We start from the raw sequence: 17,555 nt of genomic DNA on the forward strand, positions 1-17,555 counted from the left end.
CAAATACATTGAGAACTCTATACACTATTCTCGTTTCGTTCAAAAACTTCTCTAAATTAAACGATATATAGTAAGTTGGACATTTTATTCAGACATAACTGGGGGACCGATTCATGAATTTAACAATCAAGGCTAAAATGATTCTTAGTGCACTGCTTATTCCGGGTGTCATTGCAGCGATGCTGCTGACAAACTATATTCTGAGTGTGCACAATGAGAACGAGTATAAGGATATTGTGAATCGTGAGGAGACCATTGTATATAATTCAAAATCTCTTCAATTTTTATTGAACGGAATATCTAATGACGAGCGTGGATATTTGCTAACCCGGGACGAACAATATGGTAAAGAGATCGAAAACAAGCAGAGCGAAATCGAAAAGCTGCTACGGGAAACGGAAGCTTTGGTCGATACGAGTAATGGGGATATAAACAAAAAGATGGATGACCTGAAAACGGGAATCAATGCCTATTTTAACCATGTCCATGGCTTATTGAATACAGCGGGTTACCGGAGTACTAAGGACATGTTCCCGCCATTTTCGGATTTACTCGATGTGTTTGAAAATGAACGGGTTCAACGAAAGCAGCTTGATGTGAAGATGATGGCGTTCGTCCAAGCTCAGGAGGACATGGTAAAGGTGAAAATACAGCACGCGCACCAAACCATGACGAACACAACCTGGATTACGAGCATTGTGGGCTGTCTGATCATCATTTACAGTATTGCACAATCGGTCATTTTGATTCGTTCGATCCGGCCGCTGCATCACATGAATGAACAATTGCTGGAGATGTCGGAGGGCGGGGGAGATTTGCGTAGCCGCCTCGATATTACATCCAAAGACGAAATTGGCATGATTGCCAGCTCGTACAACAAGCTGATTGCGGGCTTTCGCAATATTATTGTGGATGCTCAGGATACAGCCCGTACGTTATCTGTGACCGCCGAGCGGGTAAGCCTGAGCACTGAAGAGATGAATCAGGCCAATCGTCATACTTCCGGTGTGATGGAAGAGCTTGCTACTGGTATGGAGCATCAGGTCGATGATATTACACGCACCACCGATACAGTGAAGGAGCTTGCTGACGGACTCAACCATATTGCGGTGACGAGCCAGCAGGTATATGAGCTGTCTGATACGGCTGCCAGAGATGCGCAAGCAGGGGAGCAATCCATCGGTCAAGCGATGCGGCAGATGGAAAAGGTCAGCGAAAGTGTAGATAGCTCTGCTCGTGCTGTACGTCTGCTCAGTGAACAGGCTGAACAGATTGGAATGATCGGTTCCGTCATTACCGGTATTGCCAAGCAAACAGGAATGCTGGCGCTTAATGCGTCGATTGAAGCCGCCAGAGCAGGAGAACAGGGCAGGGGATTTGCTGTCGTAGCATCTGAGGTAAGAAGGCTGTCTGATCAGGTATCCGTTTCAGCAGCGGAAATTACACAATTTGTGCAGCATATTCAGGATCATGTTGGTCATGTCGCATCAACGATGCAAGCCGGAACGGTTGAAGTTCAATCAGGCGTGAAGATTATGGAATCGGCTGAAACGGCATTTCGTCAGATTGGCGGCTCCATTCAGCAGGTTAGCGAACAGATACACAGTGTAAATCGCTCTGTGGGACAGATGTCTACCGGATCGGGGGAAATGGTGGAAGCCGTAGAGCGTATCCGTGAAGTAGTCGAACAGTCGGCAGGCGGAACCCAGAGCGTCAGTGCAGCCGCTGAGGAGCAGTTGGCATCCATGGAGGATATCGCTTCATCCATTCATACGCTGGCAGAAATGTCGAAATTGCTGAATGCAAGGGTTGGAGGATTTAAGGTATAGCTGTATAAATCCGCACCAATGTAAACACAATAACACCTGTTGAATCATTTTGGACAGTTGTGTTATTACTTTTGCAAAGGTGGTAACGGGATGCAACAAAATAAAGGGAATCTGCTTGCATTAGGTTCCATCCCGCTGATGATGACGCTAGGCAATTCCATGCTGATTCCTGTTTTGCCGGAAATCGGACGTAAGCTACATGTCAGTTCCTTTCGCATTAGCATGTTGATTACGGTATATGCGGTAGTTGCCATTTTGCTGATTCCAATCGCGGGATATCTCTCCGACCGATTTGGTCGCAAGGCCGTGATTGTGCCCTGCTTGATCCTCACGGTGATTGGCGGGGGGATTTCTGCGGTGGGGGCATGGCTGCTTCATGATCAGGCAGCGTACTGGACCATTATTGGGGGACGGTTGCTTCAGGGGGTCGGAGCAGCGGGAGCTTTTCCCATTGTCATTCCGCTCGTGGGGGATTTGTATGAGAACGAGGAAGAAGCCAGCAAAAATCTGGGTGTAGTTGAGACGTACAATACATTCGGCAAAGTGCTAAGTCCGATACTTGGTGCGGCATTGGGAGCAGTCCTTTGGTTTTTGCCATTGGCGGTGATTCCGGGCCTCTGTCTGATTTCACTCATTTTGGTGCTTTGGCTGATTCATGCGCCCAAACGTAAGAACCAACCGGTTACGTTTCGGGAGTTTGTGGGAAATGTGAAGCAGGTGCTTAGCGAAAAAGGACGCTGGCTATATGCTATTTTCGCCGTGGGTGGCATTTGTATGTTTGTCATTTTTGGCGTCCTGTTCTACTTATCTGACATACTGGAAAGTCGTTACAACCTTCGTGGAGTCTGGAAGGGTTTCGTGCTGGCGATTCCCCTGGTTTCTCTCTGTCTGTGCTCTTATATCGGAGGAAAGATCATCGGTAAGCACAAAAAACGGATGAAATGGATCGGTTTTGGCGGGTTGGCCGTGTTGACGATCAGCTTTGGCATTCTCGGATTTTTTCAACATATTTATGCGGTGATCGGACTGTTTACATTGGGGGGAGCCGGAATTGGACTGGCACTTCCTTGTTTGGATGCCCTGATTACGAAAGGGATTGAAAAAGAGGAGCGCGGAACGATTACCAGCCTGTACAGCAGTATGCGCTTTGTCGGGGTATCGCTAGGTCCTCCGGTTGTATCCTTGCTGATCGGAAGCAGAGGGCATGGTCTGCTCTTTGGCGTGATGGCCGGAGTGGGCGGAATTGCGGCTCTGCTCATGCTGTTTGCGGTTAAACCGAAGCAAGATGAACCCTCAGACGAAAAATCCGGTGAACGCATGAATGTGTCCGGGGGGCAGACAGATATATCACGAAAAAAGCCGCTCTCTTCCAAGTTGAGACACAAAACCCCGGCAAAGTAAGAGCGATCTAAAACCAAAGAGCACCCGATTCCATGAAGCCATGGTGTTGGGTGCTCTTTTTTTGAAATATGCTTACCCCTCGACAGGGACGCGTGTCTTGGGCTTGCGACCTACAGCGATCTGAATAATATAGATGAGCAGGAACAATACAATAAACAGCGAGGAAAGGCGATACATCCACGCATAATCGCTGGCTTTGGCGATAATACCAAGAATAAGGGCGCCGGCAGCTACCCCGAAATCGAGGGAATTCAAAAACATACCGTTTGCCATGCCCCGCTGCTTGGGTGACACAACCTGAATCATCCACGTTTGCAAGGTCGGCTGCATGACACCAAAACCGATACCATAGCAAAGAGCGGACAGATACATGAAGGCGTCACTATGTGCGTAGGAAAGCAGGATAAGACCGCCAATCAGGAACAGGGCACCGGGGATGAGCAACGCTTTTGCTCCTTTTTTGTCATAGATACGACCCGAGAAGGGACGTACGATCAAGACGGACAGCGCATTAAACAGGAAAAAATAAGCCGGGTGCGACAGATTTGCTTCATCCCCGTAAAGCGCCATAAAGCCGAGCAATCCGCCGTACGTAATAGACATAAGCATGTTCAGCAAGGCTGGAATCCAGAGCTTGCGGTTAAATGCCGGTTTTCGTCCTTCTTCCAAAGGAACCATCGGCGGCTCAACATGTCCTTTCGGCAGGGTACGAATCAGCCAGTAGGCCAGCGGGAAAATAACGACAATGACAACTGATGTCGTATATACCAGCAGATTAAAGCTGCCGTATTGCAGCATCGAAATACCGATAGTTGGGCCAATAGACATCGCCAGGCTGGTGGACAGACTGAAATACCCCATTCCTTCACCGAGGCGCTTGGCGGGAATGACATCTGAGGCCATTGTCGGAAATGCGGTACTGCTCATACCAAAGCCAATCCCGAACAGCATGCGCATGAGAAGCAGTACCGTAATTGTCGGTGAAACGCTATATCCAAGCGTGCCCGCCAACGCGAACAGCAGACCGATGAAAATCAGGGTGCTGCGATGTCCTTTTTCCAGCATACGGGCTGAAAAAAGCCGGGCCGCAATCGCGCTTAATGCGAACAGCGTCGTAACGAGGCTGATCTGGACGGAGCTAGCGTGGAATGTATTTTTCACATACGAAGGAATGGAAGACAGGATCATCTGTAATTCGAGAAATAAAAATAGATTGGATACCGTTAAAACGATAAATTCCTTGGTCCAAAGAGGTTGCTTGCCTTGTTGCATGTTAGTCGGTCTCTCCTTGTTTCTCTGATTCGGTCATGTTAGCGTGAATGTGTAAAAGCGTCTGGCGGAATTGCTCTATATCAGCAAAGGTAATTCCTTTTACAAAATCATGGTTGGCGTCACGTTCGATAGGAAGAGTTTCCTCTACGAGTTGTCGACCTGCTTCGGTCAAATGAAGCAAATAAGCCCGACGATCCTGTGGACTATTCACACGGCGAACCCAACCCTTCTTGTCCAACAAATCAATAATTCGGGTCGTAGTCGGCTGGTCCTTGACCGCCTTAGCTGCAATTTCCTTCTGATTGAGACCTTCTGCCTGGTAGATTTGATACAGAACCGACCATTGCTCAGGGGAAATATCATAAGGTTTAAGGCGCTGCATAAGCTGCTGGCTCATCTTACGGTGGGTAATGCCAAGCAGCATGCCGATGGAACAATCCGGGGGCAAGTTATTCATGAGTAGCTTCCTTTCTGTTTTCCGTACATAAATTAATTCAAAACTAAATTAATTGTTAAAACAATTATATGTAAAACAAGTTGTTTTGTCAAAAAAAGTTGTACTTTATTCACCGTTTACTGTGAGCTGGACTTAATTGGAGAGGGGAGAGAAAACATGGATATCACTATAAATGCTCATCTGCCGATTCCTGACCCAAGATAGAAGCCGCAATTACGCAGGAGCAATTTAGGGAGGCGCTGTCAAGCCATCCGACATACGAGAGGTGCTGGTAGAGGATCGGGTTAACCATATGCCTAGCTATCTGAAATCGGTTTACGTGGATCATGGTGAGGATTTGCCTGAACGCTGGAGAAACTTGACGCGCCCTTTGGCAGACTTGCAAGATACGGAGAGAAAATATACGGAGGCAAAAAAACAGCCCGCAATACGGGCTGTTTGGGTTTAAAGCAATATAGTTTTGCCATTTCGGGCGAATTAGGCTTTAGGTACGGTTTCCCAGTCCTTCAGGAAGCGTTCAATACCGCTGTCAGTCAGTGGGTGTTTCCACAGAGAAGGAAGCAGGGAACCTGGAATGGTGGCAATATGCGCACCAGACAGAGCAGCATCTTCCACATGCTTGATGTTACGGATGGAGGCTGCAATGATTTCGGCTTTCAGACCATAAATGTCCAAAATCTGTCTCAGGTCACGAATCAGCTTCATACCATCAACGGCGATATCATCCAGACGTCCTACGAACGGGCTGATAAAAGTAGCGCCAGCTTTGGCAGCCATCAAACCTTGAGCCGCGGAGAAAATCAGCGTTACGTTCGTTTTAATCCCGTTCTTGGTCAGCTCGTTACAAGCATACAAACCGTCTTCAGTCATAGGCAGCTTAATAACAACATTTGGTGCCCATTTGGCAATCTCATAAGCTTCCTTGAGCATATCCTCGGCTTTCAAGCCAATGACCTCAGCACTTACGGGGCCCTCAACGATACCGCAAATCTCCTGAATGACTTCCTTGAACACCCGACCTTCCTTAGCGATCAGCGAAGGGTTCGTTGTTACACCATCAACCAGACCCAAACGTTCAATACGTTTGATTTCTTCAATGTTACCAGTATCCAAGAAAAATTTCATTTGATTTCCTCCTCAGGGTTTTATAATTCATAATACATATCACACACCATGCACATCAGCTAAATAAAAGGTAGCATATTGCACACGTTAAACTTATAATTAGTATGTATTACATACTTAATTGTGACACATTTTAAAATTGAAAACAAGCGGTCTTTGATTAAAATTTGATGAATTGTCGGAAAATGCGGAAATTTACCGATCTATGCTCATCTATAATGTATACTACCCCATTCTATAAGGAGGTAATCATTATTCAACTGTCTGAAAGACAGCGGGAAATTGTTGATATTGTCCAGCGCCAGGCGCCTGTTACGGGGGATAAAATCGCTGAGGAGTTGGGGCTGACGAGACCGACCCTCCGTTCCGATCTTGCTTTGCTCGTCATGCTCGGTCTGGTAGACGCCAAGCCCAAGGTGGGATATTTGCCAGGGCGTTATCCTAAATATGAAAGTCATATCGGCACCATGCTTAAAAAGCTGACCGTGGCTGATGTGCTCAGTGATCCGATTTTGATTTCCGGTGACGCTACGGCTTACGATGCGGTACTGATGTTATTTCAGCAAAATACCGGTACGTTGATGGTCACGGGAGAGGATCAGGAGCTGATCGGAATTGTTACCCGCAAGGATCTGCTGAAGGTGACGCTGGGGCATACCGATCTCCACGCCGTACCGGTAACGATGGCGATGACGCGACGGGCACAAATGACGACACTTACTCCGGGTGATTCTCTGCTGGAGGCGATATCCAGACTCGTTCGTCATCAGGTCAATTGCCTTCCGGTCATGGACGAGCAGTGTATGGAGACCTCCTCCATTCAAGCCAATGGATTGGTGGGGCGGGTTACCAAAACGGACATCATGAACGCTATTTTGAGCTTGACGGAAGAGAAGACGTAAAAGAAGATGTAGAACAAAAAAAGGGGGCCTTATATGTACTGGTTGGCCATGCTGACCATGCTGATTGATCATATCGGACTCGTATTTTTCCCGACTGATCCGGCCTGGAGAATTGCCGGCAGGCTTGCTTTTCCAATCTATGCGTATGCGCTGTATATGGGGTATGCCTGCACCCGGAATATGCGAAGCTATATGCTCCGCTTGCTCGGTATCGCCCTGATTTCTCAGTTGCCCTATATGCTGGCGTTCGATGTGTACAGGCCGAACGTGGTCTGGACACTGTTGACCTCGCTGCTGGCACTGACCGCCGCGTCCCGCCTGAAAAATGGAGCGGCTGTGGCAGGCTTGTATGTGCTGACAGCACTGGTCATGGAGCTTACCCTGATGGATTACGGAGCCTACGGGTTGCTGCTCATCCTCATTTATCGCTACACCTGTTCATATATGATGGTTGCGGCGCATTTTGCGCTGAACGTCGTATATGACATGGTGCATCACGCGAATCTCCAGCATTTTAGTCTGCTGTCTACCATTCTTATCGCATGCTTTGCATCGGGGGAGAGCGGCTTTTATAAACGGGTGCCGCGCTGGTTGTGGCGCAGCTTTTATCCGGTGCATCTGGCTGTTATTGCGATTGCTCGCATTTGGATCGCTCATATTTCGTCATAATGAATCATAACCTATGGACAAACAATTCAAATAAACAACTGAAAAGGGGAGAATACAGTGGATTATCTTTTATTTTAATAATTAACTTTATTCTTGTGGCACCGTTTGTTTCTATATTAAACAAGCGGTATTTTTTTGTTTGAATCCTATATTTAGATGAACTAATAATAAATAGATGGCCAGCCGCACGGGTTAACCAGCAGCCCTTTCGAAAAGTGGTACTTTACATGTATCAAAAATCAATAATACGTTAAATCAGGTGATGGGAAAAGTTTCAGATAAACAGTGAGTCCGCTTAAAATGGATAAGATTGTTTTTATTTGTAGTTTGCGGTTAATTTGCGGTGTGTTTTTAGAAAAAGGATGATAAAATATAACCATATTAAAGATCAATTATTTAACAGAAGATACATATTGCTAAAACATAATACTAAAAGATAAGGGGGATATTCATGCAAATTTCATCTTACAACGAGTACTTGAAACTAGATGATGTAGGGAACAAAAAAAATGATAAATATTTAATATATAATTGTTTAACGAATGGTTTGGGAGAAATAGAAAAAGAATTGTACGATGCTTTTGTTAATAAGGATTTTTCTTACCTTGAAAATTGTGAAGAGCTGGGACAATTAATTCAGGGACAATATATATATATGGACTCCGTGAATGAATTGGAAAAAATGGAGAAGCTGTTCACAACAACAAGACATCAGAAAAATACATTGTTTATCACGGTTTTACCTACTTTCAATTGTAATTTCAGATGTTCCTATTGTTATGAAAATTTAACAGAGAAATCAGGAAATCGTTCGTTTACAGACCAAGTACAGCAAGATATTTTAAACTATATGAAAAATGCTACTGAAGATTCGAATTTAAAACATATTGTTGTTAATTGGACGGGGGGCGAGCCATTAATTGAATTTAAAAAGGTTATTTCTCTTATGGAGCAAATGAACACCATGGCTGCTGAGAAAAATATTGAAATCGTACATGAGATGGTCAGTAATGGTTACTTATTAACCAGAAAGCGTGCCAGTGTTTTGAGGGAATTGGGGATGGATAATATTCAGATCACAATAGATGGTAATAAATCAAATCATGATAAAAGGAGGATTTTGGCGAACCGGCGAGGGACATTTGATCAAATAATAAATAATGTCAAAGATTCATGTGATTTAATTCATATAATTCTACGTTCAAATGTAGACCTCCAAAATGTTGATTCGATGGACGAGTATATAGATTTTATTGGAGCGCATGATTTCAAAGAAAAAGTAAGCGTTTACTTCGCTGCTACGACTGATTATGTTGCGGGAGGTTGTTCAAGTAGCAATACCTGCTTTGCAAATAAGGATTTCTCCGGAATCATTCTTAAATTGTATGAGAAAGCCTTAGAAAAAGGGTTGAACATTTCTTATTACCCTCAGTATGTTCCAGTGGTTTGCTCCGCTATTGCAAGCAATTCAGTTGTTGTACAACCAGATGGCTGGATGCAGAAATGCTGGAATACTGTAGGTAACTCCAAACATGCAATTGGCCATATAAGTGAAGGGAAACCTTCAAATCAAGATGCGGCCAAATGGCTTGATTATTCACCTTATAAAGTTGAAAAGTGTCGGAATTGTTCTGTAATGCCTCTATGTGGGGGCGGGTGCGCCCAACAGGCCTTTGAAAGTGACGACAAGCAGCCGGTTTGCTGTGAATACAAGTATAACCTGGATGAAATGCTCAAATTCAACTATCATCGACTTGAAGTGTAGAGTTTTTGAAAGGAGGTGAGATCAATGCGTTGGATTATCGAACCTAAAGCAACTAAAAGCTCTGTTGAGCCTGCTGCCCTTTGTCCGTGGTTCAAAGGATGTTTCATGTATTCTTGGTGATATTTTCTTTTTTTAAACCGTCTGTTTCTACACTGACAGACAGTAATTTCTCTCTTTGGAACATCAACAAGTATATATTAAAAATACAATTCTATAGCATATTACTTATACTTCACTCTTCTATGTTTTTTGAAGGGAGGTGAGAACAATGCGTTGGATTATCGAACCTAAAGCAGCTAAAAGCTCTGTTGAGCCTGCTGCTACTTGTACGTGGTTCAAAGGATGTTTCATGTATTCTTGGTGATATTTTCTTTTTTAAACCGTCTGTTTCTACACTGACAGACGGTAATTTCTCTCTTTGGAACATCAACAAGTATATATTAAAAATACATGGGGGTTAAGCAAATGTATAGCATATTACTTATAGATGATCATCCAGAACCAGATGAAATCATAAAAGTATGGATTGACCAAGAGCGAAAAGTATATGGCAAACTTGTAACCTCTATGAATGAGGCCCAAGCGGAATTGGAAAAATGCCCTTTTCATATGTGTATCTATCATCTGAATGAAATTCTTTTAGAGGAACTGGAACTCATGCATCGGCTTCAGGACACACCGATATTATTTGTTGGACAAATAACTACATATGCGATGCTAGATAAATTACTCAACGCAGGAGTGATTGCATTTATTGAAAACGACTCTTCGACTGACCAAATCATTCGAGCTGTTCGAAACGTATTGGACGGGTTAGCTGTTCTCCCCGTGTCTTTGTTACATAAGCTGCATAACTACGAGGAAAAAAATGATTATGTTTTGCTCAATAATAAGGAATGCTCTATTTTAAAGTGTGTTGCTGAAGGAAAAAGTAACAAGGAACTTGCTGATATTTTCTGTGTCAGCCAGCGGACAGTTGAGTACTATTTGACAAATATTTTTAATAAATTCAAGGTTCATTCCAGATTTGAGGCTGTCGTTGCTGCAAAACAAAGAGGGATGATTAATGTCTGATTCTATGATTTGAGGGGGGAGGACATGACAGCATTTTTATTTAAGTACAAAGGCCGACTGATGTTGCTTATTACGTTTATCATCTTATCAAGTTTAATGAGCATGTATATAGCTTTTGTTTTTAAAAACCTGGTGGACGTTGTTACAGTTGGAAATGAGCAAGCGTTTATAAAGGCAGCTATTATGGCTGTAGTCTTTATTGTAATTAGTTCATTAATTAGCATGCTAACTAAACTGATCCGTGCTTCCTATCTTCAGAAAACAATGCTAAATTTTAAAAAAGTGGTTTTTGGGCATATCATAAATAAAAGCCTAACCAATTTTTCTTCACATAACACTGCACAATATTTATCTATTTTTAGTAATGATATCAAGATGATTGAAGATGACTACTTTAGTAATATTTTTTCGTTAATTGGAGCATCTATATCATTTACAGCGTCGTTGGTTGCCATGTCCATACTTAGCCCTACGATAGTAATAGGTATTCTTTTGATGTCCCTCTTAACGATATTGATTCCTCGTATATTTGAAAAGAAGCTGGTAAATAGAAAGAAAAAAGTAGCAGATGCTTTAGAAAGGTTTACAGTTAATACAAATGATATGTATTCGGGTTTTGCAATTATTAAAAGCTACGGCATTGAGAGGCATATCGAAGAACAATATGATTGCACTAATCGAGAAGTAGAAAATAATAAGTATGCATTCCTAAAATTGAGTGCTTGGGTTACCTCCATAAGTGAAGTATTTGGTGGCTTAATGTTTATCTCGGTGGTCATTATAGGGAGTTTTCTCACTTTACATCAACTTATTACATTAGGAACCATGATTGCATGTGTACAGCTCACTAGCGGCATAGTGAACCCGATTCAAATGAGCATTCAATATATAACTCAAATTCGGTCGTTACGTGATATCTCGGCTAAAATTACAGAAATTTTACATACAGAACCCCGAGACGTTACTTTTATTCGCCAATCAACAATTCAAGATCATATCTTATTAAAAGAGGTATCTTTTGGCTACAAAAAAGACTGTTATAATGTGCATGACTTAAATATGGAATTGAAGCAGGGTGAAAAATATGCCCTGGTGGGTCCGAGCGGATCGGGGAAATCGACCTTGCTGCGACTATTAATGAAGCAATACGAGAATTACGAAGGTACGATCAGTGTGGATAATGTGGATGTCAAGGAAATCAACATAGAGGATTGGTGTAAATTACAGTCTGTATTACATCAGGATGTTTTTCTATTTGATAGTAGTATTAGAGAAAATATATTATTGTACCAAACATATTCGGAACATAAAATTAACGAGGTTATTCAAAAATCTGGCCTGAGTGAGCTTATTCATAGGTTGCCGGAAGGTTTGGATACACAGGTTGGTGAAAACGGGAAAATTTTATCCGGAGGAGAAAAACAAAGAATAGCAATTGCAAGGACGTTGATGCGTCATACTCCTTTATTACTTATGGATGAACCCACTTCTTCACTTGATCATGAAACTGCGAATGCCGTTGAGGAGACAGTGTTAAATTTAGAGGATACGACTTGTATAGTTGTCACGCATAGATTGGCAAAATCAATATTAGAGCGTTATGACGAGATTTTTGTGCTTGCTGATGGTAAAATTGTAGAGCAAGGAACTTTCTGTGAATTAATAGAGAAACAGGGCTATTTTTATCATATGTATGGGCTGGCGGAGGAGTCAGTTATGATTCGAGACAAGAATGCACCGCGTTTTACACAATCAAGTAACTCCACCAATAGAGGCCTCCAATGTAATTCTGTTGGTGTATTTGGTCAATAATACAATTTCACAGACAACTCCATTGGGTGCTGTAACTTTTTTTACCAATAATATAGAACGCAGTATTATGACCCTGAAGCCTATTCGTAAATCGGGGAAGCATCTCAAACCTAGGCTCACTTGCCTTTGTTTGGGGTGCTCTTTCTGTTGTTCTGAATTGAGTATGGAAACTTGAAACAAAATAAATGAAAGGAAGGATATGGTTTCGAAAAAAATGATTAAACTATACAAAAAAATCCCCTCCAAGCCCACTCGTTGCCTCGTGTTAACACAAGGTTTTTTGGGAGTGTCTTCTTGAAGGGGATCATACCAGTCATACTCTCAGAGCAGTCCTTTTTTATTCGAGCAATTCGAGCAGGCTTTCAGCGAGCTGGCGGTCCATAGCTTTTATAGCACACTGTTAGGACCTTGGGCAAAAGGCAATGGCCGCTCTGGAGCGCCTTCCTTCATGTACTGAACCAATACTTCCGGAATATTGTGTATTCCGCCTGCATTAACACGATAGCCATTCGTTTGTCCAGGTGAGTTAATGCCACGCTTCACCGTGAAGGTAACGTCAATACCCAAGGCGCGGCAAATTTCCAGCGTTTCCTTGGTATATCCTCCATACGGAAAGGCAAGGACGTTGCGATCATTATGAAGATGCTTGAAGAGTTTCTTGTCAGCAGTATCCAAATCGTAGTAAACCCGCTGTTTAAATTCGTCCTCGGTTTCCATACGCCCCAGCTTTTTCGAATATACCGGACCCATGAGAAGCGGCTTTTCCTTGGTGCGTGCTACATTTGTGTATCCATACGCATGCTGGTCATTGGTATGATTGTAAAAATCAACACCTTCAGAATGCATGTGCTGGATTTGTTCCCAGGTCAGCTTCGGAATACCGATGTGTTTGGGATTACTGATCGTGGATGTGATGAGAAAATTGGTTGCCGGTACACGGTACTTTTTCAACACGGGAAAGGTGTCTGTATAAAAAGATTCATAGCCGTCGTCGAAGGTCATGAGTACAGCATTATCAGGCACCTTGGCTTTATGCAGAATAAAGTCCGTATACTCTTTCATCGTGATCCAGTGGAAGCCGTTAGCTTTCATTTCATCCAGTTGTTTTGTCAAATTGCTGAGCTTGAGAGCGCCGGGATCGGGTGGCGTTTTAGTTACCTCATGGTACATCAGAACAATGACTTTGTTTTGGTAATATACTTTATCCGGCGTTGGCGTCAGAGAGAATAAATGTCGTACCAGCCGATCTGCATTAGCCGTACGTGTACGGTGAGTCCCTTTAACAACGGGTGGATGGTAGATGGCGCGTGCTTCGTACACCAGTATCCCTAAAATAGCTACCATGCTCATAATCAGCATCGTTCTTTTGAATATGACGTGTTTCATGTGATGACATCCCCCGCATGCAAAAATTCTAAAAGTGCAGATATGTAAACCAGATATTTACTAGCAAAATCTAGTCTATCATACCTAATACACACGGAGGAAATATCACAACTTTGTTACCTCTGTGTTGCTTTTGCCGATACCGACGATGTGGCAGGGAAATAACCGATCTCAACCGCATGCTGGATCATATTTTGAATAAACTCCAGATCGGTTGTCGGGCATTGCACACCAGCCTGATCCAGTAGAGCGGCGGTCACAGGGCAGCCGTATCGGTAAGCCGAATCCTTGGCCCCGTCTCCCTCCAGTTGACCCATAGCGAGGTGCAACGCATCCTCCTGAATGCCAGAAGACGGGTTCAGCAGCCAAGCGCTGTAATCGTCAAAAGGCATCGTGTCTACTGCGTATCCAAGCTGGTTGACCATAGCAATAAGCTCATCATACGGCAGCGGGTTCGGATTGCAAATATGGAAAATGCGGTTCGCGCTTTTTTGATGCACGGATAGCTCTACAATAGCGCGGCTCGCATAGTCAATTGGCGTGAAGTCCGTATGCCAATCAGCCTGTGGCGCTTTGCCCAGCAGCAGCATCGCCTTTATCATCCGGTAGTAGGCGTTACTATCAATATTGCGCTGGAAGCGTCCGTTAGCCGAATGGGCCGTCAGATTGCCTGCACGATAGATAGAGACAGGTGTACCCGACTGGGCTGCCTGGAACAGCAGCTTTTCCGCTGCGAGCTTACTGTTCGTGTACAGGTTGTCCACCTGTAGCTCGTCCGGGAAGGAGGACAGCTCCGATACGGATTCCCATTGTCCTTCATTCGCCAGATCCTCCGGTATGCCCATGGTTGAGACATGATGAAAAGATACTCCCGGTTTGGCCTGAGCAATTTTCAGTAGCTCCAGCGTTCCGGCTACATTCGTACGGTCAAAGGCAGCCGAATCACCAAAATGGCGAACGTCAGCGGCGCTGTGAATAATACCGTCAATTTGATGCTCTAGCATACGGCGGTCAACGTCAGAGAGGCCAAGGTCCGTCTGTTCCAGATCACCGTACACCGCTTTGACCCGTCCTTCGATCAGGCTGGAAACGTCTGGTCCAAAATATCCTGTCAATACGGATTGAATACGTTCGATGCCGGATGGACCGTCCTGAGAAGGGCGTACCATGGCATACACTTTGGCTCCCGTCCATTGAAGCAGGTCATAGAGAATATGCGAACCGAGATAACCTGTAGCACCGGTCAATAACACAACATTCATGTCGCGCAATTCAGCTACATCCGCAGTGCCTGACAGCTCGATAGGATGCTCATTCAGGTCTGTTTTTTCTTGTGTAACTGCTATCGTTTTGCGTTGCGGTGTTTGTTCCGTACCCAGTTGCTCTACGTATTCGGCAAGTTCACGAACGGTTTTGTAACGGAAAAAGTCTCCAATACGTAACGCACCATAACTCGGCTTTAAAATAGCCAGCACATGAATGACACGAAGGGAGTCGCCGCCGATCAGGAAGAAGTCATCTGTTGCGCCGATGTTGGTTTTGCCAAGTACCTGTGTCCAGGCTTCGGCAATAAGCGTTTCAGTTCCTTCACGGAGAGGTTCCCCGCCGTAGGAGCTGTCGGACGCCTCGGGAAGCGGCAGCAGGGCCAGCTTTTTACGGTCAATCTTGCCCGTCGGTGAAATCGGCATAGCTTCCAGATGAACGACATGGCTCGGTACAAAATAGGAAGGCAGCTTGCCCGCAATATAAGACTGTATTACGTCTTGCGAAATGGACTGTCCGTCCGTAGTTGTGTAATAGCCAACCAGCATATTTTGATCTGTGTGATCCTTGACAGCTACGACAGACACGTCCTGAACACCCGGATGTTTGGAAAAATGATCTTCAATCTCCCCAATTTCAATCCGGTTGCCCCGGATTTTGAGTTGTGAATCCTTCCGGCTTACGTATTCAATCGTACCGTCTGGCAGCAGCTTGGCGATATCGCCTGAGCGGTACATTTTTTCACCCGGAACAAAAGGGTTGTCCACGAACGATTGTGCCGTCCGTTCCGGCTGATGGAGATAGCCATGAGCCAGTGCCGGCGTAGCAATGCATACTTCACCGGGAATGTTAATCGGGCATAGCTTGTTATCATCGTTGACGATATAGACTTTGTAGTTATAAATCGGCTTGCCGATCGGGATGTTCACGACGTGCTCAGGCACAGCACCACGCACCCGGTGGGTCGTCGTTGCTACGGTGCATTCAGTCGGTCCATACACGTTCACGATGTCTGTATCTGTACCGAATTTGCTCTGGAAGGCCCGAACTTGTGAGCCGTACAGGGCTTCGCCTGCCACGGTGACAATTCGTACCTTAGCTAATTTGCGGTAGCCTTCGTCTGACAAATACGTAGATAGCTGATTAAAGAACACGGTTGGCAAAATGGTAATGATCGTTGTGCCTGTGCGTGCGATGGCTTCTGCGAATTCTTCAACAGACACGCGTTCTTCAGAGGACAACAGGTACAGCTTGGCTCCGTAGAACAAGGCTCCAATCGTATCCCAAACGGATGCATCAAAGCTATAGGTGGCGAATTGAGTCAATACATCCTGAGGTGTAATATCGCAATCGCGCTGTACGACAGCCCCCAGGTTCACGACGCCCCGGTGAGCAATCAGGGCACCCTTTGGCTTGCCTGTCGAGCCGGACGTATAGATGACATAAGCGAGATCATCCGGACCTACGTTAACGTTCGGATTGCTTGCGGCATAGCCTGCCAGAGGCCCGTTAATGGCCAGAATTTCTTTGACCGTCTCAATGGAGCCGCATAGTTCAGCCGCTTGTCCGGCGAGTGCAGAAGTCGTAAGGACGAAGGGAGAACGCGTGTCCTCTACGATGTAGCTGCTCCGGTCGGCTGGATGGGCTGGATCGACAGGCACATATACACCCCCGGCTTTCAGAATACCAAGCAGGGAAATGACGGTTTCCAGGCTCCGCTCCATGAAAATGGTCACGAATTCGCCTTTTGCCAGACCTTTAGACAATAGCACGCGTGCAACTTGATTGGCGCGTTCATTAAGCTCACGGTACGTATATTCTCCGGCGTGGGAAGCGATGGCCGGACGATCCGGATACTGCGAAGCGGCCTCCTCGAACATTCCATGAATGGTCTGATGCTCAGGATACTTCACAACTGTATTATTTAAGTCCTCGTGAGCTGTCTGATCTGCTTCGGATAAGATGTCAACCGAATTGATAAGGGCATGACTGTTGGTGAGTGCGCCACGCAGAAGAAATTCAAAATATTCTGTATACCGAACAACCGTTGTTTCCAGAAGAAGTGATTCATCATACCGAATCTGTATTTGGTAAGTGCCGTTGTTCTCACGGATCACCCAGTCCATGATACGAGGCTCTGTATCTTCATTGACCAGCAGATTTACCGAGAACGAGGTATCCGCTTGCGGGTCTGCCAGATAAGCCTGGGGCTTATGGAGCATTTCCTGAAACAAGCCAGCCAGCTCGTGAAAATTAGTATTATTTTCCATCGTCAGCGAAGCTGTGAGTATACCGGATTGAGGCACGAAAGTAGAGAAGGAGATATCTTCTTCTGCGGACAGACGATACAGCCATGCTGCATACACTGACAGAAGCATGGCATGTTGTTCTTCCGCTGACGTTTGCTGATGCAACAGCTTCGAGATGCTTGGTTCTAACTCTACCTGATAAGTAGAGTATGTATGTTTGCGTTGCAGACGTGCAAAATCCAAAGGAACCAGGAATGGGGATGGCGCTGTTTGTGTACTGTTTTGTAGTAATAAAACCATTACGCTTACCTCCTGAACGTATGATGTCGTAATATGAATGCTAAAGTCAGT

13 protein-coding genes are annotated in these 17,555 nt (G+C 44.7%); 8 read left to right on the plus strand and 5 right to left on the minus strand.

Features of this window, described 5'->3' with window-relative positions:
- The first annotated feature begins 113 nt into the window (after positions 1–113).
- Positions 114–1,829 (plus strand): methyl-accepting chemotaxis protein, encoded by a 1,716-nt coding sequence (locus ACWXW9_RS05615; protein ID WP_494928642.1) that lies wholly within the window; start codon positions 114–116, stop codon positions 1,827–1,829.
- Between the two features lie 90 nt (positions 1,830–1,919).
- Positions 1,920–3,230: an MFS transporter gene (locus ACWXW9_RS05620; RefSeq protein WP_494928643.1), complete on the plus strand. Its 1,311-nt coding sequence runs from the start codon at positions 1,920–1,922 to the stop codon at positions 3,228–3,230.
- 72 nt (positions 3,231–3,302) lie between these two features.
- On the opposite strand, the gene ACWXW9_RS05625 is transcribed toward ACWXW9_RS05620, so the two are convergent.
- Together ACWXW9_RS05625 and ACWXW9_RS05630 are read right to left on the minus strand one after the other, a co-directional pair.
- Entirely contained in the window at positions 3,303–4,502 is a 1,200-nt protein-coding gene (locus ACWXW9_RS05625; RefSeq protein ID WP_134910247.1) for an MFS transporter, read from the minus strand.
- Between the two features lies 1 nt (position 4,503).
- Positions 4,504–4,959 (minus strand): MarR family winged helix-turn-helix transcriptional regulator, encoded by a 456-nt coding sequence (locus tag ACWXW9_RS05630; RefSeq protein WP_494928644.1) that lies wholly within the window; start codon positions 4,957–4,959, stop codon positions 4,504–4,506.
- A gap of 292 nt (positions 4,960–5,251) precedes the next feature.
- On the opposite strand from ACWXW9_RS05630, the gene ACWXW9_RS05635 reads away from it, so the two are divergent.
- On the plus strand, positions 5,252–5,407 hold the full coding sequence (locus tag ACWXW9_RS05635) for a hypothetical protein (protein WP_494928645.1): 156 nt from the start codon (positions 5,252–5,254) through the stop codon (positions 5,405–5,407).
- A 29-nt stretch (positions 5,408–5,436) separates the two neighbouring features.
- On the opposite strand, the gene fsa is transcribed toward ACWXW9_RS05635, so the two are convergent.
- On the minus strand, positions 5,437–6,084 hold the full coding sequence (gene fsa, locus ACWXW9_RS05640) for a fructose-6-phosphate aldolase (RefSeq protein WP_137062635.1): 648 nt from the start codon (positions 6,082–6,084) through the stop codon (positions 5,437–5,439).
- Positions 6,085–6,269: 185 nt separating this feature from the next.
- On the opposite strand from fsa, the gene ACWXW9_RS05645 reads away from it, so the two are divergent.
- The 5 genes from ACWXW9_RS05645 to ACWXW9_RS05665 all read left to right on the plus strand — a co-directional run bounded on the left by ACWXW9_RS05645 (position 6,270) and on the right by ACWXW9_RS05665 (position 12,306).
- Positions 6,270–6,986 carry a CBS domain-containing protein gene (locus tag ACWXW9_RS05645; protein WP_494928646.1) on the plus strand — a complete coding sequence of 239 codons (717 nt, stop codon included), beginning with the start codon at positions 6,270–6,272 and terminating at the stop codon, positions 6,984–6,986.
- Positions 6,987–7,019: 33 nt separating this feature from the next.
- Positions 7,020–7,655: a TraX family protein gene (locus ACWXW9_RS05650; RefSeq protein WP_494928647.1), complete on the plus strand. Its 636-nt coding sequence runs from the start codon at positions 7,020–7,022 to the stop codon at positions 7,653–7,655.
- A gap of 451 nt (positions 7,656–8,106) precedes the next feature.
- Positions 8,107–9,420, plus strand: coding sequence for a radical SAM protein (locus ACWXW9_RS05655; protein WP_494928648.1), 1,314 nt, complete (start codon positions 8,107–8,109; stop codon positions 9,418–9,420).
- Positions 9,421–9,885: 465 nt separating this feature from the next.
- Positions 9,886–10,494, plus strand: coding sequence for a helix-turn-helix transcriptional regulator (locus tag ACWXW9_RS05660; protein WP_494928649.1), 609 nt, complete (start codon positions 9,886–9,888; stop codon positions 10,492–10,494).
- A 24-nt stretch (positions 10,495–10,518) separates the two neighbouring features.
- Positions 10,519–12,306, plus strand: a complete 1,788-nt coding sequence (locus ACWXW9_RS05665; protein ID WP_494928650.1) for an ABC transporter ATP-binding protein — start codon at positions 10,519–10,521, stop codon at positions 12,304–12,306.
- 387 nt (positions 12,307–12,693) lie between these two features.
- Here ACWXW9_RS05665 and ACWXW9_RS05670 read toward each other — a convergent pair whose 3' ends face one another.
- Both ACWXW9_RS05670 and ACWXW9_RS05675 read right to left on the minus strand, forming a co-directional pair.
- Positions 12,694–13,692, minus strand: coding sequence for a polysaccharide deacetylase family protein (locus ACWXW9_RS05670; protein WP_494928651.1), 999 nt, complete (start codon positions 13,690–13,692; stop codon positions 12,694–12,696).
- Between the two features lie 116 nt (positions 13,693–13,808).
- A complete protein-coding gene (locus ACWXW9_RS05675; RefSeq protein ID WP_494928652.1) occupies positions 13,809–17,504 on the minus strand; it encodes a non-ribosomal peptide synthetase family protein in 3,696 nt (1,231 codons plus the stop codon).
- Positions 17,505–17,555: the final 51 nt, after the last annotated feature.

This window comes from Paenibacillus sp. LT-B23 (genome assembly GCF_059417685.1).